The sequence below is a fragment of the Peribacillus sp. YIM B13477 genome, from assembly GCF_042787955.1.
GTDB lineage: Bacteria > Bacillota > Bacilli > Bacillales > DSM-1321 > Peribacillus > Peribacillus frigoritolerans.
This window is the reverse complement of sequence record NZ_JBHZPD010000001.1, coordinates 437,524-452,428: the sequence shown is the minus strand read 5'-3', so window position 1 is coordinate 452,428 and position 14,905 is coordinate 437,524. Positions and strand designations below refer to the sequence as shown.

At 40.8% G+C, this 14,905-nt stretch carries 17 protein-coding genes; 2 read left to right on the top strand and 15 right to left on the bottom strand.

Annotated elements, in window-relative coordinates:
- Positions 1-235: 235 nt before the first annotated feature.
- From ccsB to ACFX4H_RS02205, 14 genes are all read right to left on the bottom strand, one after another.
- On the bottom strand, positions 236-1,414 hold the full coding sequence (ccsB, locus tag ACFX4H_RS02270) for a c-type cytochrome biogenesis protein CcsB (RefSeq protein WP_377433739.1): 1,179 nt from the start codon (positions 1,412-1,414) through the stop codon (positions 236-238).
- Positions 1,407-3,056 (bottom strand): cytochrome c biogenesis protein ResB, encoded by a 1,650-nt coding sequence (gene resB / locus ACFX4H_RS02265; protein ID WP_377433736.1) that lies wholly within the window; start codon positions 3,054-3,056, stop codon positions 1,407-1,409. Before resB ends, ccsB begins: the two co-directional genes overlap by 8 nt.
- A gap of 18 nt (positions 3,057-3,074) precedes the next feature.
- Complete coding sequence (gene resA / locus ACFX4H_RS02260) at positions 3,075-3,605, bottom strand: thiol-disulfide oxidoreductase ResA (RefSeq protein ID WP_053535624.1); 531 nt, start codon at positions 3,603-3,605, stop codon at positions 3,075-3,077.
- A gap of 209 nt (positions 3,606-3,814) precedes the next feature.
- Positions 3,815-4,555: a 23S rRNA pseudouridine(2605) synthase RluB gene (gene rluB / locus ACFX4H_RS02255; protein WP_034308106.1), complete on the bottom strand. Its 741-nt coding sequence runs from the start codon at positions 4,553-4,555 to the stop codon at positions 3,815-3,817.
- A 303-nt stretch (positions 4,556-4,858) separates the two neighbouring features.
- Positions 4,859-5,386: a spore maturation protein gene (locus ACFX4H_RS02250; RefSeq protein ID WP_376708005.1), complete on the bottom strand. Its 528-nt coding sequence runs from the start codon at positions 5,384-5,386 to the stop codon at positions 4,859-4,861.
- 13 nt (positions 5,387-5,399) lie between these two features.
- Complete coding sequence (locus ACFX4H_RS02245) at positions 5,400-5,993, bottom strand: nucleoside recognition domain-containing protein (RefSeq protein ID WP_034308110.1); 594 nt, start codon at positions 5,991-5,993, stop codon at positions 5,400-5,402.
- Positions 5,986-7,146 (bottom strand): D-alanyl-D-alanine carboxypeptidase family protein, encoded by a 1,161-nt coding sequence (locus ACFX4H_RS02240; RefSeq protein ID WP_034308112.1) that lies wholly within the window; start codon positions 7,144-7,146, stop codon positions 5,986-5,988. Before ACFX4H_RS02240 ends, ACFX4H_RS02245 begins: the two co-directional genes overlap by 8 nt.
- Before the next feature lie 157 nt (positions 7,147-7,303).
- Positions 7,304-8,950, bottom strand: a complete 1,647-nt coding sequence (locus ACFX4H_RS02235; protein ID WP_377433733.1) for an FAD-dependent oxidoreductase — start codon at positions 8,948-8,950, stop codon at positions 7,304-7,306.
- A 178-nt stretch (positions 8,951-9,128) separates the two neighbouring features.
- On the bottom strand, positions 9,129-9,692 hold the full coding sequence (ahpC, locus tag ACFX4H_RS02230) for an alkyl hydroperoxide reductase subunit C (protein ID WP_034308115.1): 564 nt from the start codon (positions 9,690-9,692) through the stop codon (positions 9,129-9,131).
- Positions 9,693-10,133: 441 nt separating this feature from the next.
- Positions 10,134-11,009: a superoxide dismutase gene (locus ACFX4H_RS02225; protein ID WP_377433730.1), complete on the bottom strand. Its 876-nt coding sequence runs from the start codon at positions 11,007-11,009 to the stop codon at positions 10,134-10,136.
- 121 nt (positions 11,010-11,130) lie between these two features.
- Positions 11,131-11,619: a YpuI family protein gene (locus ACFX4H_RS02220; protein WP_034308117.1), complete on the bottom strand. Its 489-nt coding sequence runs from the start codon at positions 11,617-11,619 to the stop codon at positions 11,131-11,133.
- Positions 11,620-11,641: 22 nt separating this feature from the next.
- Positions 11,642-12,058, bottom strand: a complete 417-nt coding sequence (locus ACFX4H_RS02215; RefSeq protein ID WP_034308118.1) for a hypothetical protein — start codon at positions 12,056-12,058, stop codon at positions 11,642-11,644.
- Between the two features lie 55 nt (positions 12,059-12,113).
- A complete protein-coding gene (gene scpB / locus ACFX4H_RS02210) occupies positions 12,114-12,695 on the bottom strand; it encodes an SMC-Scp complex subunit ScpB (protein ID WP_034308120.1) in 582 nt (193 codons plus the stop codon).
- Positions 12,682-13,449 carry a segregation/condensation protein A gene (locus ACFX4H_RS02205; RefSeq protein ID WP_063590677.1) on the bottom strand — a complete coding sequence of 256 codons (768 nt, stop codon included), beginning with the start codon at positions 13,447-13,449 and terminating at the stop codon, positions 12,682-12,684. Before ACFX4H_RS02205 ends, scpB begins: the two co-directional genes overlap by 14 nt.
- Positions 13,450-13,663: 214 nt before the next feature.
- On the opposite strand from ACFX4H_RS02205, the gene ACFX4H_RS02200 reads away from it, so the two are divergent.
- Both ACFX4H_RS02200 and ACFX4H_RS02195 read left to right on the top strand, forming a co-directional pair.
- Positions 13,664-13,756 carry a YjcZ family sporulation protein gene (locus ACFX4H_RS02200; RefSeq protein ID WP_072273196.1) on the top strand — a complete coding sequence of 31 codons (93 nt, stop codon included), beginning with the start codon at positions 13,664-13,666 and terminating at the stop codon, positions 13,754-13,756.
- Between the two features lie 165 nt (positions 13,757-13,921).
- Positions 13,922-14,458, top strand: coding sequence for a DUF309 domain-containing protein (locus ACFX4H_RS02195; RefSeq protein ID WP_048680145.1), 537 nt, complete (start codon positions 13,922-13,924; stop codon positions 14,456-14,458).
- 28 nt (positions 14,459-14,486) lie between these two features.
- Here ACFX4H_RS02195 and ACFX4H_RS02190 read toward each other — a convergent pair whose 3' ends face one another.
- Complete coding sequence (locus tag ACFX4H_RS02190; protein ID WP_034308124.1) at positions 14,487-14,831, bottom strand: GNAT family N-acetyltransferase; 345 nt, start codon at positions 14,829-14,831, stop codon at positions 14,487-14,489.
- Between the last annotated feature and the right edge of the window lie 74 nt (positions 14,832-14,905).

Below are 14,905 nucleotides of genomic sequence, written 5' to 3'. Positions count from 1 at the left end.
TTTCCTTACATCGTACGATAAAGAGCCGATTTCACAAGGCTTCCATGAACCTTTCACCATTTTGTCACAAAAAAGACTCCGACCGCCCATCAAGAATGGATAATTGCTATTTTATCGAAATATTCCCATTGAATGGGATTGACAGAAAAAGGGATCATTCTCTAGAAAAATCGATAAGCCAACTCTCGACGTTTCTATCAAAAGACCCCCTTCATCTAAACATTACAATACAGAATCAAGCATATGAATGCAAACCAGCAATAACAAGATTGACGAAAATCAGGTTAAACATGATGATGGCAAAACCGATGACGGCAAGCCAAGCCGATTTTTCCCCTTGCCACCCCTTTGACATCCGCAGATGCAAGAAAGCCGCATAAAACAACCAAGTAACCAATGCCCAGACCTCTTTCGGATCCCAGCCCCAGAATCGTGTCCAGGCCACTTGGGCCCAGATCATTGCAAAAATGAGGGCACCGAGTGTAAAGATCGGAAAACCGATAAGGACCGAACGATAACTAATCTCGTCCAATAAATTCAAATTCACATTTTTAACGATCGGTTTAATCAAAGCTGCCACTCTTTTGCGAGCAATCAACCTTATTAAACCATACAGGACGATTCCCATGCCGAATGACCAAAGAACAGTATTCAGTTTCTTGGCATTGATCAGTGCAGGCATGTCCACCAGCGGTTCAAATCGATCCGTCTCGATGAGTTTCCCTTCATTGGGACCTACCAATGCCGGCAGGTTGAATTCCTGTTTGACTTCGGCACCTTTTTTATCGACCCAATCAAAATTCGCCTTATAATCCATGGCAGCAAAAGAAGAAGTGATGATGACGAAACCGATGGTGCAGACTAATGTGAACATGATGACTTCAAGCCAGAACGTTCTTTTGCTTGATTGTGTCTGATCAACGAACTTGATTAAATAAATGATGGCAGTAACGAAACTTATGGCAAGGATTGACTGTCCTGCCGCTGCAGTCGTTACATGAATATGGAGCCAATCACTCTGCAAAGCAGGGATGAGTGGCGAAATTTCTGTAGGGAACATACTTGCATAAGCGATTATCAATAATGCTATCGGTAAAGCGAATAGCCCAAGTGCAGGTGTTTTATAAAGAAAATAAATTAATATGAAAGCACCGACCAGCATCATTCCGAAAAAGGTCGTAAATTCAAACAGGTTACTTACTGGGGCATGGCCGGCAGCAATCCATCTAGTGATGAAATACCCAATTTGCGCCGCAAACCCGATAATGGTGACGAAAATGCCCAGTTTTGCCCATTTGTTTTGTTTCTTTTCCTCCGCACCGCGTTTATCCTTGATCGATCCCCCGAATAAAAAGGTAGCGATCAGATATAAAATGAAAGCTGCATATAAAAGGTTACTGCTTAATTCAGCCATTTAAAACTTCCCCCTTACTAGAAGATTTCTCCTCTTCAAGTTGATCCAATGGTTCGGAAAGTGATGTTGATTCTATCGCTTGTTTTATATCTCTTTTAATGCCGTGCCAGTTTTTGTTTGTATGGCCGGCCAAAAGTATCTCATCATCTTTCCTCTTGATCCATATACGCCGGTGATTCCAATAAGACCCTTGGACAACGCCGATCATGAAGATGATTCCACCCGTGAATAAGATCCAAAGCGTTAAATCCTTCCTGACGGTCAAAGCCGTGACATCTTGGGTTTCCACACCATTAAAAGCCATTTTATAAGTGTTTTCCCCTAAAGGCTCCACAGTCTCCTTAATCGCTACGAAACTGACTTCACCCTCTGGCTTATCCGGAGTATGCATCTTAAAGATAAATGCTGGATTATTCGGAATCTTCGATATCGTTCTAGGTTCGCCTTTTTCATCGAACTCGAAATCAGGGAAGTAACTGATCAAGTCAACGGAATATCCTTCTTTCAACTCGTATTCCTTTTGAGGGTTGTTCAAATCAACCTTTAAGCTTCCATATTTCTCTTCGGTTTTTTTATTTATCAAATTAAAAGCCATCGTACTGAGCTCATCCAATTTATAGTCTACTTGGTAGAGGGCATAATGATCATGTTTCAGAGGTTCATTGACTTTGATTTTATAATCTTTAAGCTTATCAAGGTCCACTTTTTCCCCTGGTAAGGTTTCTCCCTTGCGCTCATAGAGCGTAACATCGGATTGATATGTTTTTGCGATCGTACCGGTTTTATCAATTGCAGCACTGTACTGCTTATCTTCTTCACTCTCTTTGTCATACACCTCTAAGGTAAATTCATTATTCTGAAGATAGTATTGACCATTTGTACCCGGGATTTCTTTTCTCTCGCCTTCACGCAGCCAAAGTACTTTGTCGATATACATCCCAGGGACGGAACGCAATAATGCTCCAATTAAGAAAATGATAAGTCCAATATGATTGACATAGGGTCCCCAACGTGAAAAACGACCTTTTTCGGCAAGTATATGACCGTTTTCCTCTCGTATATGATAACGCTGCCTTTTTAGTCTATCCTTTACTTCTTCAAGGTTTATATCTTGTTCTTCAAGCTTTGTCACCCCATAAATCCGCTGACGTTTCATGAAACCGTCATGACGTGTGACCCCTTGCTTTTTTAACGATCGATATAACGGAAAGAACCGGTCGATACTGGCAATCAATAGTGATATGCCCAGCATGCCTATGATAATCAAATACCACCATGAACTATACAAGTTATGAAACCCGAGTTCATAATACACCCTTCCGAACCAGCCATATTCCAGTTCATAATGCTCTGCAGGCGTCGCGGTTGAAGGGATGTACATTTCCTGGGGTAAAATCGTCCCGATAGCTGAAGCGATCAAAGCAATGACAATGAGCGTCACCCCGACCTTAACGGAAGAAAAGAAATTCCATATTTTATCGATGATCGTTTTTTTATATGTTTGTGAACGCCTGGCACTTCCTTCATATCTCATATCAATAAGCTGGTTCTCTTTTTCGTTACCAAGCACCATTCCGCATTTCCCGCATATCTTTGTGCCAAACGGATTTACATGACCACAATCGCATTTTACTTCTTTCATGTCAAAAACTCCCCAATATTATGGTTTAATTCTCTCCATATGCTTTTGGATGCTCTCTTCTGTCAAAGCTCCGGTGATGATATCTATCACTTTCCCCTCTTTATCAACCAAAAAGGAGACAGGCAATATATCCACGCGGTAAGCATTTTCCACTTCCCTACCTTTATCGATCATGACAGGAAATGTAAGGTCATGCTTTGTAATGAAATTATTGACAGCATAGTCAGATTCCCCGACGTTAACGGCCAATATCTCAACGCCCTGGTCTTTAAAGTTTTTATATTGATTTTCCATATAAGGCATTTCATATTCACACGGCTTGCAATATGTACCCCAAAAGTTCAGGAAGACGCCTTTTCCCTTGTAATCTGAAAGTTTATGCTCTTTACCTTCCATATCAGTCAAGACGAAATTGGGTGCTTCGGATCCTTTTCTCAGGCTTTCATTCTTATCTTTAGTGAAGTTCGTATAAAGGGCAAACACTAAAGCTGCACCTAAAAGCAGGAGAATGATGGTTCTGCTAATGAGGCGTCGCTTCTTTTTATCCATAGAGATCCTCCTAAGGCCACACTAAATTTAACCATACCATTATACCATTTAACGCCATGTCCTTTATATTTACATTTCTGAAGGTTTTGTGACATTCTTTCCCGATTCATGAAGGAAAAGGTATTTACAGGTTGTTTTCCACCACCCATTTCTTCCAGGGGAAGAATGGGGTAGTGGTTTCAACCTATCAATACAGGAAAAATACTAGCTTACATTCTCCGCTGTTTAGGCTCGGTCGTTGCTAAAGTCCGCATTAATTTAACTTCATGTGGAGTCAGCTCCCGGGAATCCCCTGCAGTTAAACCATCCAAGGTCAAGAAACCATATTGCTCCCTCTTCAATTTAATGACGGGATGGCCAATTGCTTCGAACATCCGGCGGACTTGCCTATTCCTGCCTTCATGTATTGTGATTTCAACTATGGCCGTTTCCTTTTTCTTGTCGGTAGACAATACCCTTGTCTTGGCCGGGGCAGTCTTGCCATCCTCCAACTTGATTCCCTTATCCAGCTTTTTCAAGCTTTCACGTAAAGGCATCCCTTTCACTTTTGCCACATACACTTTATCCACTTCATGCTTCGGATGCATTAATGTGTTTGCAAATTCCCCGTCATTGGTTAAAATCAACAAGCCCGAAGTATCGTAATCCAAGCGGCCAACTGGATAAATCCGTTCATTGATGTAAGGGAAAAAGTCCGTTACGACTTTTCTGTTCTTATCATCAGAAACGGCCGAAATGACGCCGCGCGGTTTATAGAATAGGAAATAAACCGGAGCTTCTTTTTCAAGCGGGACTTCATTAACCTCAACCTTATCATTAGGCCCCACTTTCACACCTAATTCCTTCACTACTTTTCCGTTCACTTTTACCTTACCTTCTAAAATCAACTCTTCTGCTTTACGGCGGGAAGCCAGTCCAGCATGTGCTATCACCTTTTGTAATCGTTCCATCTATCTTCACCCCATAGTATAATCATTCGTTTGTTATTGTCTATACATACACAATCATACAATTATTACATATTGAGAGGCAAAAACAAAAGGTTTTTCGCGATTAAGAGCTTTTCTTTTATTATTACACCAATAATGGGACGGTTAAATGGGTTGGTTTCCATAATGAGTGTAACATAGCTTATTTTTCCATACAAAAAAATGTTTCTTTTGATGAAAGTTTGAATACACCTTAATAATGGAGGGCTGCTTTTAAGAAAAAAGACAAAAAAAAAGAAATGGAATCGTCCATTTCCCTACCTTTTAATTCATACCGAAAACCAGTGTGACGACAATAACGGCAGCTATGATTCCGATCAAGTCTGCCAAAAGGCCGACCTTAAGGGCATCACCCATTTTTTTGATTCCGACGGCTCCAAAATAAACGGTCAATACATAGAAGGTGGTATCCGTACTTCCCTGAATCGTGGCAGCCAAGCGGCCAACAAAGGAATCCGGTCCATAAACCGATATCAGGTCGCTGGTGATTCCTAAAGCTGCTGTTCCGGATATTGGTCTAATAATCGCAAGGGGTAAAACCTCAGACGGAAAATGAAGAAGGGAAAGCAAGGGATTTAGTGATTGTACAATGAAATCCAAGGCCCCTGATGCCCTAAATACCGAAATTGCCACAAGCATCCCCACCAGGAAAGGGATGAGGGAAAAGGACATGTTGATTCCTTCTTTCCCCCCCTCAACGAAGGTCTCATAGGTGGGAACTCTTTTCAATGTGCCATACAGTAATATTCCGAGGATCAAAACAGGTATCATCCAAATTGAAATGGTAGTCATCCAGTGCAACATCCTATTCCCTCCCGCTCCTCTTTCTCCTGTAATAAAAATATCGATCTATCGCGATTCCTCCAACGGCAGAAATGGCCGTTGCTATTATGGTCGGAAATACGATGTCCGTCGGGGAGTGGGCATCGTAGTTCATGCGGATCGCAATGACAGTGGTTGGAATCAACGTTACGCTTGAGGTATTGATTGCTAAAAAAGTGACCATCGAACGGCTGACCGTTGCTTTTCCTCCATTTAGTTTCTTAAGCTGTTCCATGGCTTTTATACCAAGAGGCGTAGCTGCATTCCCCAACCCGAATGTGTTTGCCATCATATTGGAAAGTATATACCCCATAGCGGGATGATTAGGAGGCACTTCAGGGAATAGCCATCTCATGAACGGCTTGAACAAGTTGGATAGTTTATCTAACAGCCCCGATTCCTCCGCTATTTTCATCAAACCCAGCCAAAAGACAAGTATGCTCATCAGTCCCAGGCAAAGGGTGACCGCTTCCTTTGCGCTGACAAATAGAGCTTCATTCACCTGATCCATCGTTCCATTAACCATGCCAAAGACGATACCGATCACGAACATCCCGACCCAAATGTAATTAACCATTGCGTCCGATTCCCAATACCGCTTCAAATACTTCAGCCCATGAAGATTGGAATGATTGTTGCTTGAAGCTTTCTTTTGCTTCCCCATAAAAAATTGACCGAGTTCCTATTTTCTTCCCATCAAGATAGATGGATGCTCTGCCGACAACCTCCGGGATTTTCCTTTTATCATCCCAAGCCTTCTGGGGCTTCAACAATTTCATTTTCACTTTGACCAATTCTCTCTCTTCGTTTGTCAGTGGGTATGAAAAATCATTTTTAATATAGACATGTCCTTTATATATTTTATTTTCCATGTTTTCTACCATGCCTGCGGGTAAAATTTCTGTTGGCTTATAATCCTTAAAGGCGGATTCGTACATGTGAATATGATCATTCCAATCATCCGGACCATTCAATGTCACAGCAATCAGGTCATGCTCGTTTTTTGTTGCCGTCGTGACCAAGGTACGTTTTGCTAGTTTCGTATACCCTGTTTTCCCCCCTGTGCAATACTCATATAATTGTGTAAGTAGGCGATTTTTGTTCTTCCATACATAATCCCATTGTTCTGTGGAATTAGGTGCCCTGTGTTCCTTTGTGCCGGCAATCTTCGCATACGTTTCATTTTGCATGGCATAACGAGTGAGAATGGCCATATCATAGGCGGTTGAATAATGGTTCTTCGTATTATCCAAACCATGTGGATTTGAAAAGTGGGTATTTTTCATCCCTATTTCTTCAGCCTTTTGATTCATCATCCAGACGAATCCATCCAGGCTTCCGCCAACCTTTTCGCTGATTGCCACTGCTGCATCATTACCTGAACGAAGCATCAAGCCATATACCAAATCTTCGAGCTTAATTTTTTCTCCTACTTTTAAGTAAAGGGAAGATCCCTCCGTCCCGAAGGCATTGCTGCTCACCTTCACTGTCTCATCCATCTGTCCCGATTCAATAGCCAAGATGGCCGTCATTATTTTCGTAATGCTTGCTATGCGATTCTTTTCATGAGCATTCACTTCATAAATGACCCTTCCGCTATCCTCATCCATTAAAATCGCGCTATGGGCACTTACGGATACATTTGCATTGGCGCTTTGTACAGGTGCCATGAAAGACAACAGGAGAATGACGATACACATACTCGATAACCCTTTATATAGAAAACGCATGAGTGCCCCCTCGTCTCTTTACTTGTTTTTGTACAAGTTTATGCAAAGGGACAAGGGTTATGAATAAAAGAATCTAAACCTTCATGATATCCACTGTTTTCAAGGGAGAATTCCCATAAAAAAAATCGATAGGGACTCCTATCGATTTAGTGTTCTATTATACTAATAGTGCAGCGATTTCATCAATTTTCTTAGCTCCGAATACCACTTGTTCATCATTGATGATCATGGCCGGCACACTCATGACTTTATATTTCTTCTTGATTTCCTGGAAATTGCTTATATCGACCATTTCAGCTTCAACGTTAGGGTTTTCAATCGCTATGCGCTGTGCACCCACAACAACGTCTGGACAGTAGTGACATGCCAATGAAACCATGACCTTAATGTTCGCTTTTTTACTGATTCCCTTAATTGAATTCAATACCGCTGAATCCAATGCTTGACCAGGTCCAGCCAGGTTATAGATGGCCAAAATGAAGGAATTCAACTCATGGCCGCCTGGTACACCGTGGAATTTGACGCCACTGTATTCACCATTTGAATTTATGAGGGCAACGACAGGGAACTTATCCGCATTGATTTTTTCTTCGATTTCCGCATTTTCCCCTTTGTTGTATAACTCAAGATGAAGCTTATCTCCTAATTCCGCAACATCCAATAGGAAGTCTCGCAATTCGACTGATTTTGGCAAACTTTCATCGACAATGGACACCATAGTAACGTCGCTCTCCATCTTGCCGAAGATTCCCTTTAATTGGCCACGTAACGCATCACTTAATAAAGCGCTCTTGCCTGCTGGGACAGCTGCCTGTTCTTTTTTCGCCGGTTTTTCAACTTCAGGTTCATCCTTGATTCCCAGGCGATCTTTTTCTTCCTCAATATATTTGCCGGCATCCGTTGCTGCAATCGCTCCATCGGATACAGCTGTGATAATCTGGCGCAAGGATTTTGGCCTTAGGTCGCCCGCCGCATAGACACCATTCACATTAGTCTTCATATCATCATCGGTTAAAATGTAACCAGCATCATCCATTTCAATATGGCCCTTGAATATCTCTGTTTTCGGTTCGTAACCTATGAAAACGAATACGCCAAATGTATTGTCTTCTTCCTTCGCCTTATATTCAAATTCTTCTTTGGTAACGTTATTGATGAAACGTGCACTTTGAATCATCCCGTCTCCATGAACCCCAAGGATTTCCGTATTGAATTTCACTTCAATCTTATCATTTGCCATTACTTTATCAACAATGGACGGGGCACACGAGAAGCTTGATTCACGGGCGATGATTGTGACTTTTGTAGCAAAACGTGTCAGGAATATCGCTTCTTCAGCGGCTGCATATCCTGCGCCGATAACGAAAACTTCCAACCCTTCAAAGAATTCACCATCACATGTTGAACAATAAGCTACACCGCGGCCAGTGAATTCCTCTTCACCTGGAAATCCTAGCGTTCTTGGTGAAGCACCCGTTGCAATGATGACGGCGCGTGCATGGTAGTCCCCGCCAAGGGTTTTAACCACTTTCACCTCACCGGAGAAATCCACACCCGTTACATCAGCTTTAGCGAACTCAACGCCAAAATCTTCGTTTTGAAGCTTCATTTCTTCAACTAACCTAGGACCCGATATATGACGGATACCAGGATAATTGGCTATTTCCGACGTAGTTGCAGCTTGACCGCCGCCAGTGCCTTTTTCAAGAATTATCGTCTTTAGCTTCGCTCTTCCTGCATAAACACCGGCTGAGAGGCCTGCAGGACCGCCGCCAATAATTAATAAATCATATTTTTTTTTCATCTTTTGTGCTCCTTGCTGAATGATTATAACGTGCTAAACTGATTATTTTGAAAAACAAAAGGCACTTATTTTAGGTAAGTGCCTTTTGTCATTGTATCATGTCGGACGATTTGTCCAGTAATCGTAATCAATGCTGGGTATGTCCATTACCTGTAGAAATGGACCCTCCCATTAAAAATTAAAGTTTACCTACAAGGTCTAGGCTTGGTTCAAGAGTATCTTCACCTGGAGTCCATTTTGCAGGGCAAACTTTATCTCCATGTTCCGCTACGAATTGTGCAGCTTGAACTTTTCTTACAAGTTCTTCGGCATTACGGCCAATTCCTAAATCATTGACTTCGTATGCTTTAATTTGTCCTTCTGGATTTACAATGAAAGTTCCACGTAGAGCCAATCCATCTTCTTCGATCAATACACCGAATTGACGGGATAAAACGTTTGCTGGGTCAGCTAACATTGGATATTGGATTTTACCGATTGTATCTGTAGCATCAGCCCATCCTTTGTGGCTGAAATGAGTATCTGTTGAAACTGAGTAAACTTCACAACCAATTTCCTTGAATGTTTCATAGTTATCTTGAAGATCGGCTAATTCAGTTGGACATACGAAAGAGAAGTCAGCTGGGTAGAAAAAGAATACTGCCCATTTCCCTTTAACATCTTCAAGTGTAACTTCTTTGAATTCTCCTGCATGGTAAGCTTGTACTTTAAAATCTTCAACTTGTTTATTGATCAATGACATAATAAATTCCTCCAATAGCTATTTTTTTATCTGCTCCTGTTTATAATAATTATTAAATAGAAACTAGTCAATAAATATACCTTAATAATTTTTAAGTTCACAAATTGGTCACAGTTTTTATATTAATATAAATTAATTATTTTTAAAATCCCATAGTACTTTAAATTAGCATTTTCAACACATTTCCAATATTATTTCTAGGATACAAATAAGACACATGCTCATTATTTCGTGAGATTATTTCCTCTCCTTTTCAATCTAATTATAATATCCAAATGAGAATCATAAGTCGCTTTCTAATAAAATTTTCAGGTCTCCTTCATATCTTTCCCATATTTCCCCTAAAAAATTCTTGTTTCGAAATTTCAATCAAAAAAAACGAACCTTGACGGCCCGTTTAGTTGTAATTGGTTCTCCAAAGACATTTCTATATTTTATCAGTTATTGCTTTTTCCAAATAAGCTTTTTCGCTTCGGTGAACCTTACGGCTATTTTCGGCCAGTTTACAACGTCCCACCATTTGTCCACATAGCCTGCCCGATTATTTTTATATTGCAGGTAATAAGCATGTTCCCATACATCAAGAACAAGGATTGGGATCGTATCCCACTGGGTCAAAACCATGTGCAATTCCGATTGAAGTATTTCTAGCCGCCGCGCACGCGGAGACCAGACTAATATCGCCCAGCCAACACCTTCTACTTGTTTGGCAGCCTCACTAAAATGACTTTTAAAAGCTGCAAAGCTTCCAAAATCCTTCTCAATCTGTTTAAGTAAATCCCCCCTTGGCTGTCCGCCCCCTCCCGGAATCATCACTTCCCAGAACAGCGTATGGAGATAATGGCCCGATCCATGAAAGGCTGCTTCCTTTTCCCAATGTTTCAACAAGGAAAAATCATTCGATTCTCTCGCTTTTTTCATCATCATTTCCGCTTTATTCAGACCATCGACATATGCTTGATGATGCTTATCATGGTGCAGATACATGATTTCCCTTGAGATTGTCGGTTCCAACGCTTCATAGGCATAAGGTAACGGCGGTAGCGTATGCTTCCCAATCGGCACTGATTGCCTTTCCTGTATATTGAATTCTCTAGCGAGTTCTTCAATTTCCTCGTAGACCCGAGCCATCTCTTCTTCAATCATGACCATATCCTCATAATCCATTTCTTCCTCATCCATATTCTTTGCCAACCCGGAAAGCCGTTCAATATTTGACAGCAACGGCGAATCGGTGATATCGATCTTCTCAAGATATTCCATCACCCCATCAACCCAATCACTTACCTCTTTAGCATAATCTCTTACCTCAGACATCTTGCAACCTCCCCCTATTCCCATGCACATAAATCATCAAAGTATTTTATGTATCGATTAAGCGGAGATTCCATTTATAGCTAAAAAAAAACAGCAAGGCTTATTAAGCCTTGCTGTTTCATTATCTTGACTGCAACATTTTCGTCCGGTAATCCGTTTCATAAAACTCCAATTCTTCACGCATGGTCTGGAATCCACTTTCCACGGCCTTCAGGATGGATATTATGCTGTCAGGTACACTTTGGTGAAATTTAATCGAGTTTTTTCCTGTATAGGCAGATCTGCTGTCCTCAAACCACCGATCTGATTTTGGGGAAAAGTATTCTTCGATACATTGATGATAAACTCTATAAAGCGTCTTTTCAGCTGCAGCTTTATTGAAAACATCATTTTTCAGAACGATTTGGCAAGCCTCCAAGCCTTCTTCACAACTTACAAGCATTCTTCTTAAACTTGATAGGATTCCTTTATAATAGGTTTCATCCCCGCTTTTTTCTTCTTGCAGCTTAGAATAGGTCGTCTCATTTATAAATTCTTCCAGTTGAGCCACTGTCGTTTCCAAAAAGCCCTTTACATCCTCAAGCTGAGATTTTACCAATGTATTCCCCAACCGTGAACCCTCCTCAAATTGATTAAGATTGAATATAATAGTCAACATGTGATTCTATATCATATGGTTTAGCTTGGTCAATAGATATAAACACTTTCTCCAATTTTTCAAAATCTATATTTTCGAAATAACCAGCCAGCTCTTTTTCTGCATTTATATATATTCGTTTTCGGTTAACCAGGCCCGGGTCTTTGAGTAGACAGACCATGGCGATGATGTCAGCCATATAAATATCTCTGTTAGGGCTTTTGAATAGGGGGTTGGCGGGATATGGGGTCCAAAGAGTGACCATCTCATCAAAATAGCGAAGATACAGTACATTCAGCGTCTTTTCTTCTCCATCCTTTATGTATTGTATAACGGATCGATTAAAGAAGTCCTCAGGTGAATTTGACTTTTCCTTTTCAAGCCCAAATCCATTGCATGCTACAATTCGCACCCGCAATCCCCCCGCATTCATTTTTTTCTATATTATCACAATTCAAAGAAAAATGTTATTCGATTGTTTGCTGAAATTTTTCAAAAAACAAATCGGCTTCACCACTTTCAAAGCTATCATCCGAATTATCGGCGAGAGGCGGTAATTCATCTATGGAATTCAGGCCGAAGTAATCCAAAAACTCTTTTGTTGTCCCATATAAATAAGCCCGGCCCGAGCCTTCAGCACGTCCGACCTCTTTAATTAAGACTTTGGTGACAAGTGTATGAATGGGGCGTTCCGTTTTCACTCCGCGTATTTCATCAATTTCAGCTCTAGTAATCGGCTGCTTATAAGCAATGATTGCGAGTGTTTCCAATGCCGCCTGGGATAAGCCTTGAGTGCTTGATGTTTCGACTAGTCTTTTCAAGTAATCCGAGTGCTCTTTTTTTGTCGTCATTTGATAAACGCCCGCTATTTCGATCACTTGAATCCCGCGTACATCCGATACATATTCTTCCTTTAAACTTTCAACGATGTCCGTTGCTTGATATTCCGTAATTTCCAGGACCGAGGCAATTTGTTTGACAGAGAGCCCTTCATCTCCGGCAGCAAACAATAATGCCTCAAGAATCCCTTTCCAATTAATAACTTCCAACTGGTTCTACACCTTCCTTAGCAGCAATCATGATTTCAGAAAAATTACCTTCTTGTTCAACGATGATTTCATTAAGTTTCATCAGTTCCAATACCGCCATGAAAGTGATGACGATATGCTCCTTGACCGGGATCGAAAACAGTTCAAAAAAACTTTTCTTCCCTTTAATGGACTGTAACTCAATCTTGATTTCATCCATTCGTTTCTCTATCGATATCTCTTGTTTCGTTACTTTCGTGTAAAGCGGCTTTTGAATTTTTTGCCTTCTCAGCAATTTTTGCAGAGCCCCCAACATATCATATAGACTTATATTCAACTCTTGTTTATCACTTTCCGCTTCTTTAACATAAACAGATAGATCACTTGGGGGTTTGGTGAACATCAAGCTTCTTTCTTCTTCCATCCCTTTAAATTCTTCGGCTGCATTTTTATACTTTTTATATTCTAATAGTTTTTCCACAAGCTCATCCCGTGGATCTTCCTCAAATATTTCACCATCTTCATCAATCATTTGCTCATCTTCATGCTTTGGAAGCAGCATTTTACTCTTGATGGCAAGCAGTGTTGCAGCCATCACCAGATATTCGCTGGCCACATCCAATTCCAGATGCTGCATCGTATGGATGTAACCTAGGTATTGATCTGTAATATCAGCCATCGGAATATCGTAGATGTCTATTTCCAGGCGATTGATCAAATGCAGGAGTAAATCCATCGGACCTTCGAAAGCGTCAATTTTTATGTTATAACCCATTAAATTACCTCATTTAAATCTAATTGGCCGATATGACCTTTTTTTTTTACTAATCAAGTATAGTGGATTGCCGCCCTTTATCCAAATAATAATTTACTGTCCATAGAAAAGTTTTTATTTGGGATTACCGTCAAATGGGTCGGTGCCCAATCACATTCTGAAATCCAACATAACCTAGAAATGTAAGAATAGCAGAACAAAGGAGGTACTCATTATGGGTGCAGGTGGTTTTGGAAACGGCGGCGGATTCGCGTTTATTGTAGTATTGTTCATTTTATTAGTTATCGTCGGTGCTTCTTGGTGTTAATGGGAGACTGATGAATCAGCTGATTGCCTTGCAATCAGCTTTCTTTATTTTCCAGAAAAAAATTCTATGCTAAACTTAGTGAGTATACATAGCGGATGTTAAGCTATAAGAAAATGGCTTTTTGCCATACTTAGTTGATTCCATCAAACAAAAGGGGTGCTCCTATTGACTTACGCGGAAGACTACCTTTCTTTCCTTGTCCATTTCCATGGAACGAGGGATTACTTCGAATGTCATGAAATCCTTGAAGAATATTGGAAGGAAACCGCACCAAAAGAGCGTGACTCTCATTGGGTCGGGCTCATTCAGATTGCGGTTGCCCTGTATCATGATCGCAGGGGAAACAAAAAAGGGGCTGCAAGGACCCTGTCTAAAGCCTTGGCAAATCTCCACCTAAAAAAGGCCGAGCTCCTGAAGTTGGGACTCGATCCAGAACGACTGTTCAAATTGCTCGAGGATACCCATGAGCGAATGTTATCACAAAAGCCATATAAAAGCATCAATCTGCCAATATCGGATCAAAGACTGATCGAAAAATGCCAATCCATGTGTTCGCAAGAAGGATCCATATGGGGTGCGGATAGCGACATGACCAATACATCGATAGTTGATAAGCACCTAATGCGTGACCGTTCGGATGTCATTTCAGAAAGGGCTCGACAGCTATCCCTTCGAAAAACAAGAATGGAGGACCGCCCTTAAAGGCGATCCTCCATTCAAACTTTCATATTCAGAAATCTTCACACCTGTCAAGAAAGCTTTCCGTAAACTCATTTGCTTTTAATTCTTTGTCAGGATATTGCTCCTTGATGGCCCTGACCATCGTTTTACCGATACCTTGCTTCCGGAAGGATGGATTTACAGATATATGTTGTATCTCAATGTGGGTTGGAGAGACTTCTATACCGATCAGGCCCGTAATCTCTTCATCTTTCCATAAGAACAGCTGTAGGTTTTCATCCGTTTCATAATTCTTCATCGTATTCCGAAGCGTTTTTATCTCTTTTTCATTTGGCATGAAAGATAATAATCCCATGGCAAACTTCTCATAACTTTTCTTATACTTAATCAACATAATATCCCTCGTTACTAAATAACGTTTTTATTATCTTCCTGTTTCCAATTAATTTGCTTTGAATAATAATCCTC

Bases quoted from the DNA above. Each gene is read 5' to 3' on its own strand.
- ACFX4H_RS02200 (WP_072273196.1), top strand. From the start codon at position 13,664: ATGGGTGCAGGTGGTTTTGGAAACGGCGGCGGATTCGCGTTTATTGTA.
- ACFX4H_RS02235 (WP_377433733.1), bottom strand. From the start codon at position 8,950: ATGAAAAAAAAATATGATTTATTAATTATTGGCGGCGGTCCTGCAGGC.
- ACFX4H_RS02250 (WP_376708005.1), bottom strand. From the start codon at position 5,386: ATGACTACCATTTCAATTTGGATGATACCTGTTTTGATCCTCGGAATA.
- ahpC (WP_034308115.1), bottom strand. From the start codon at position 9,692: ATGTCATTGATCAATAAACAAGTTGAAGATTTTAAAGTACAAGCTTAC.
- ACFX4H_RS02245 (WP_034308110.1), bottom strand. From the start codon at position 5,993: ATGGTTAATTACATTTGGGTCGGGATGTTCGTGATCGGTATCGTCTTT.
- ACFX4H_RS02240 (WP_034308112.1), bottom strand. From the start codon at position 7,146: ATGCGTTTTCTATATAAAGGGTTATCGAGTATGTGTATCGTCATTCTC.
- ACFX4H_RS02225 (WP_377433730.1), bottom strand. From the start codon at position 11,009: ATGTCTGAGGTAAGAGATTATGCTAAAGAGGTAAGTGATTGGGTTGAT.
- ACFX4H_RS02190 (WP_034308124.1), bottom strand. From the start codon at position 14,831: ATGTTGATTAAGTATAAGAAAAGTTATGAGAAGTTTGCCATGGGATTA.
- resB (WP_377433736.1), bottom strand. From the start codon at position 3,056: ATGAAAGAAGTAAAATGCGATTGTGGTCATGTAAATCCGTTTGGCACA.
- resA (WP_053535624.1), bottom strand. From the start codon at position 3,605: ATGGATAAAAAGAAGCGACGCCTCATTAGCAGAACCATCATTCTCCTG.
- rluB (WP_034308106.1), bottom strand. From the start codon at position 4,555: ATGGAACGATTACAAAAGGTGATAGCACATGCTGGACTGGCTTCCCGC.
- ACFX4H_RS02205 (WP_063590677.1), bottom strand. From the start codon at position 13,449: ATGGGTTATAACATAAAAATTGACGCTTTCGAAGGTCCGATGGATTTA.
- ccsB (WP_377433739.1), bottom strand. From the start codon at position 1,414: ATGGCTGAATTAAGCAGTAACCTTTTATATGCAGCTTTCATTTTATAT.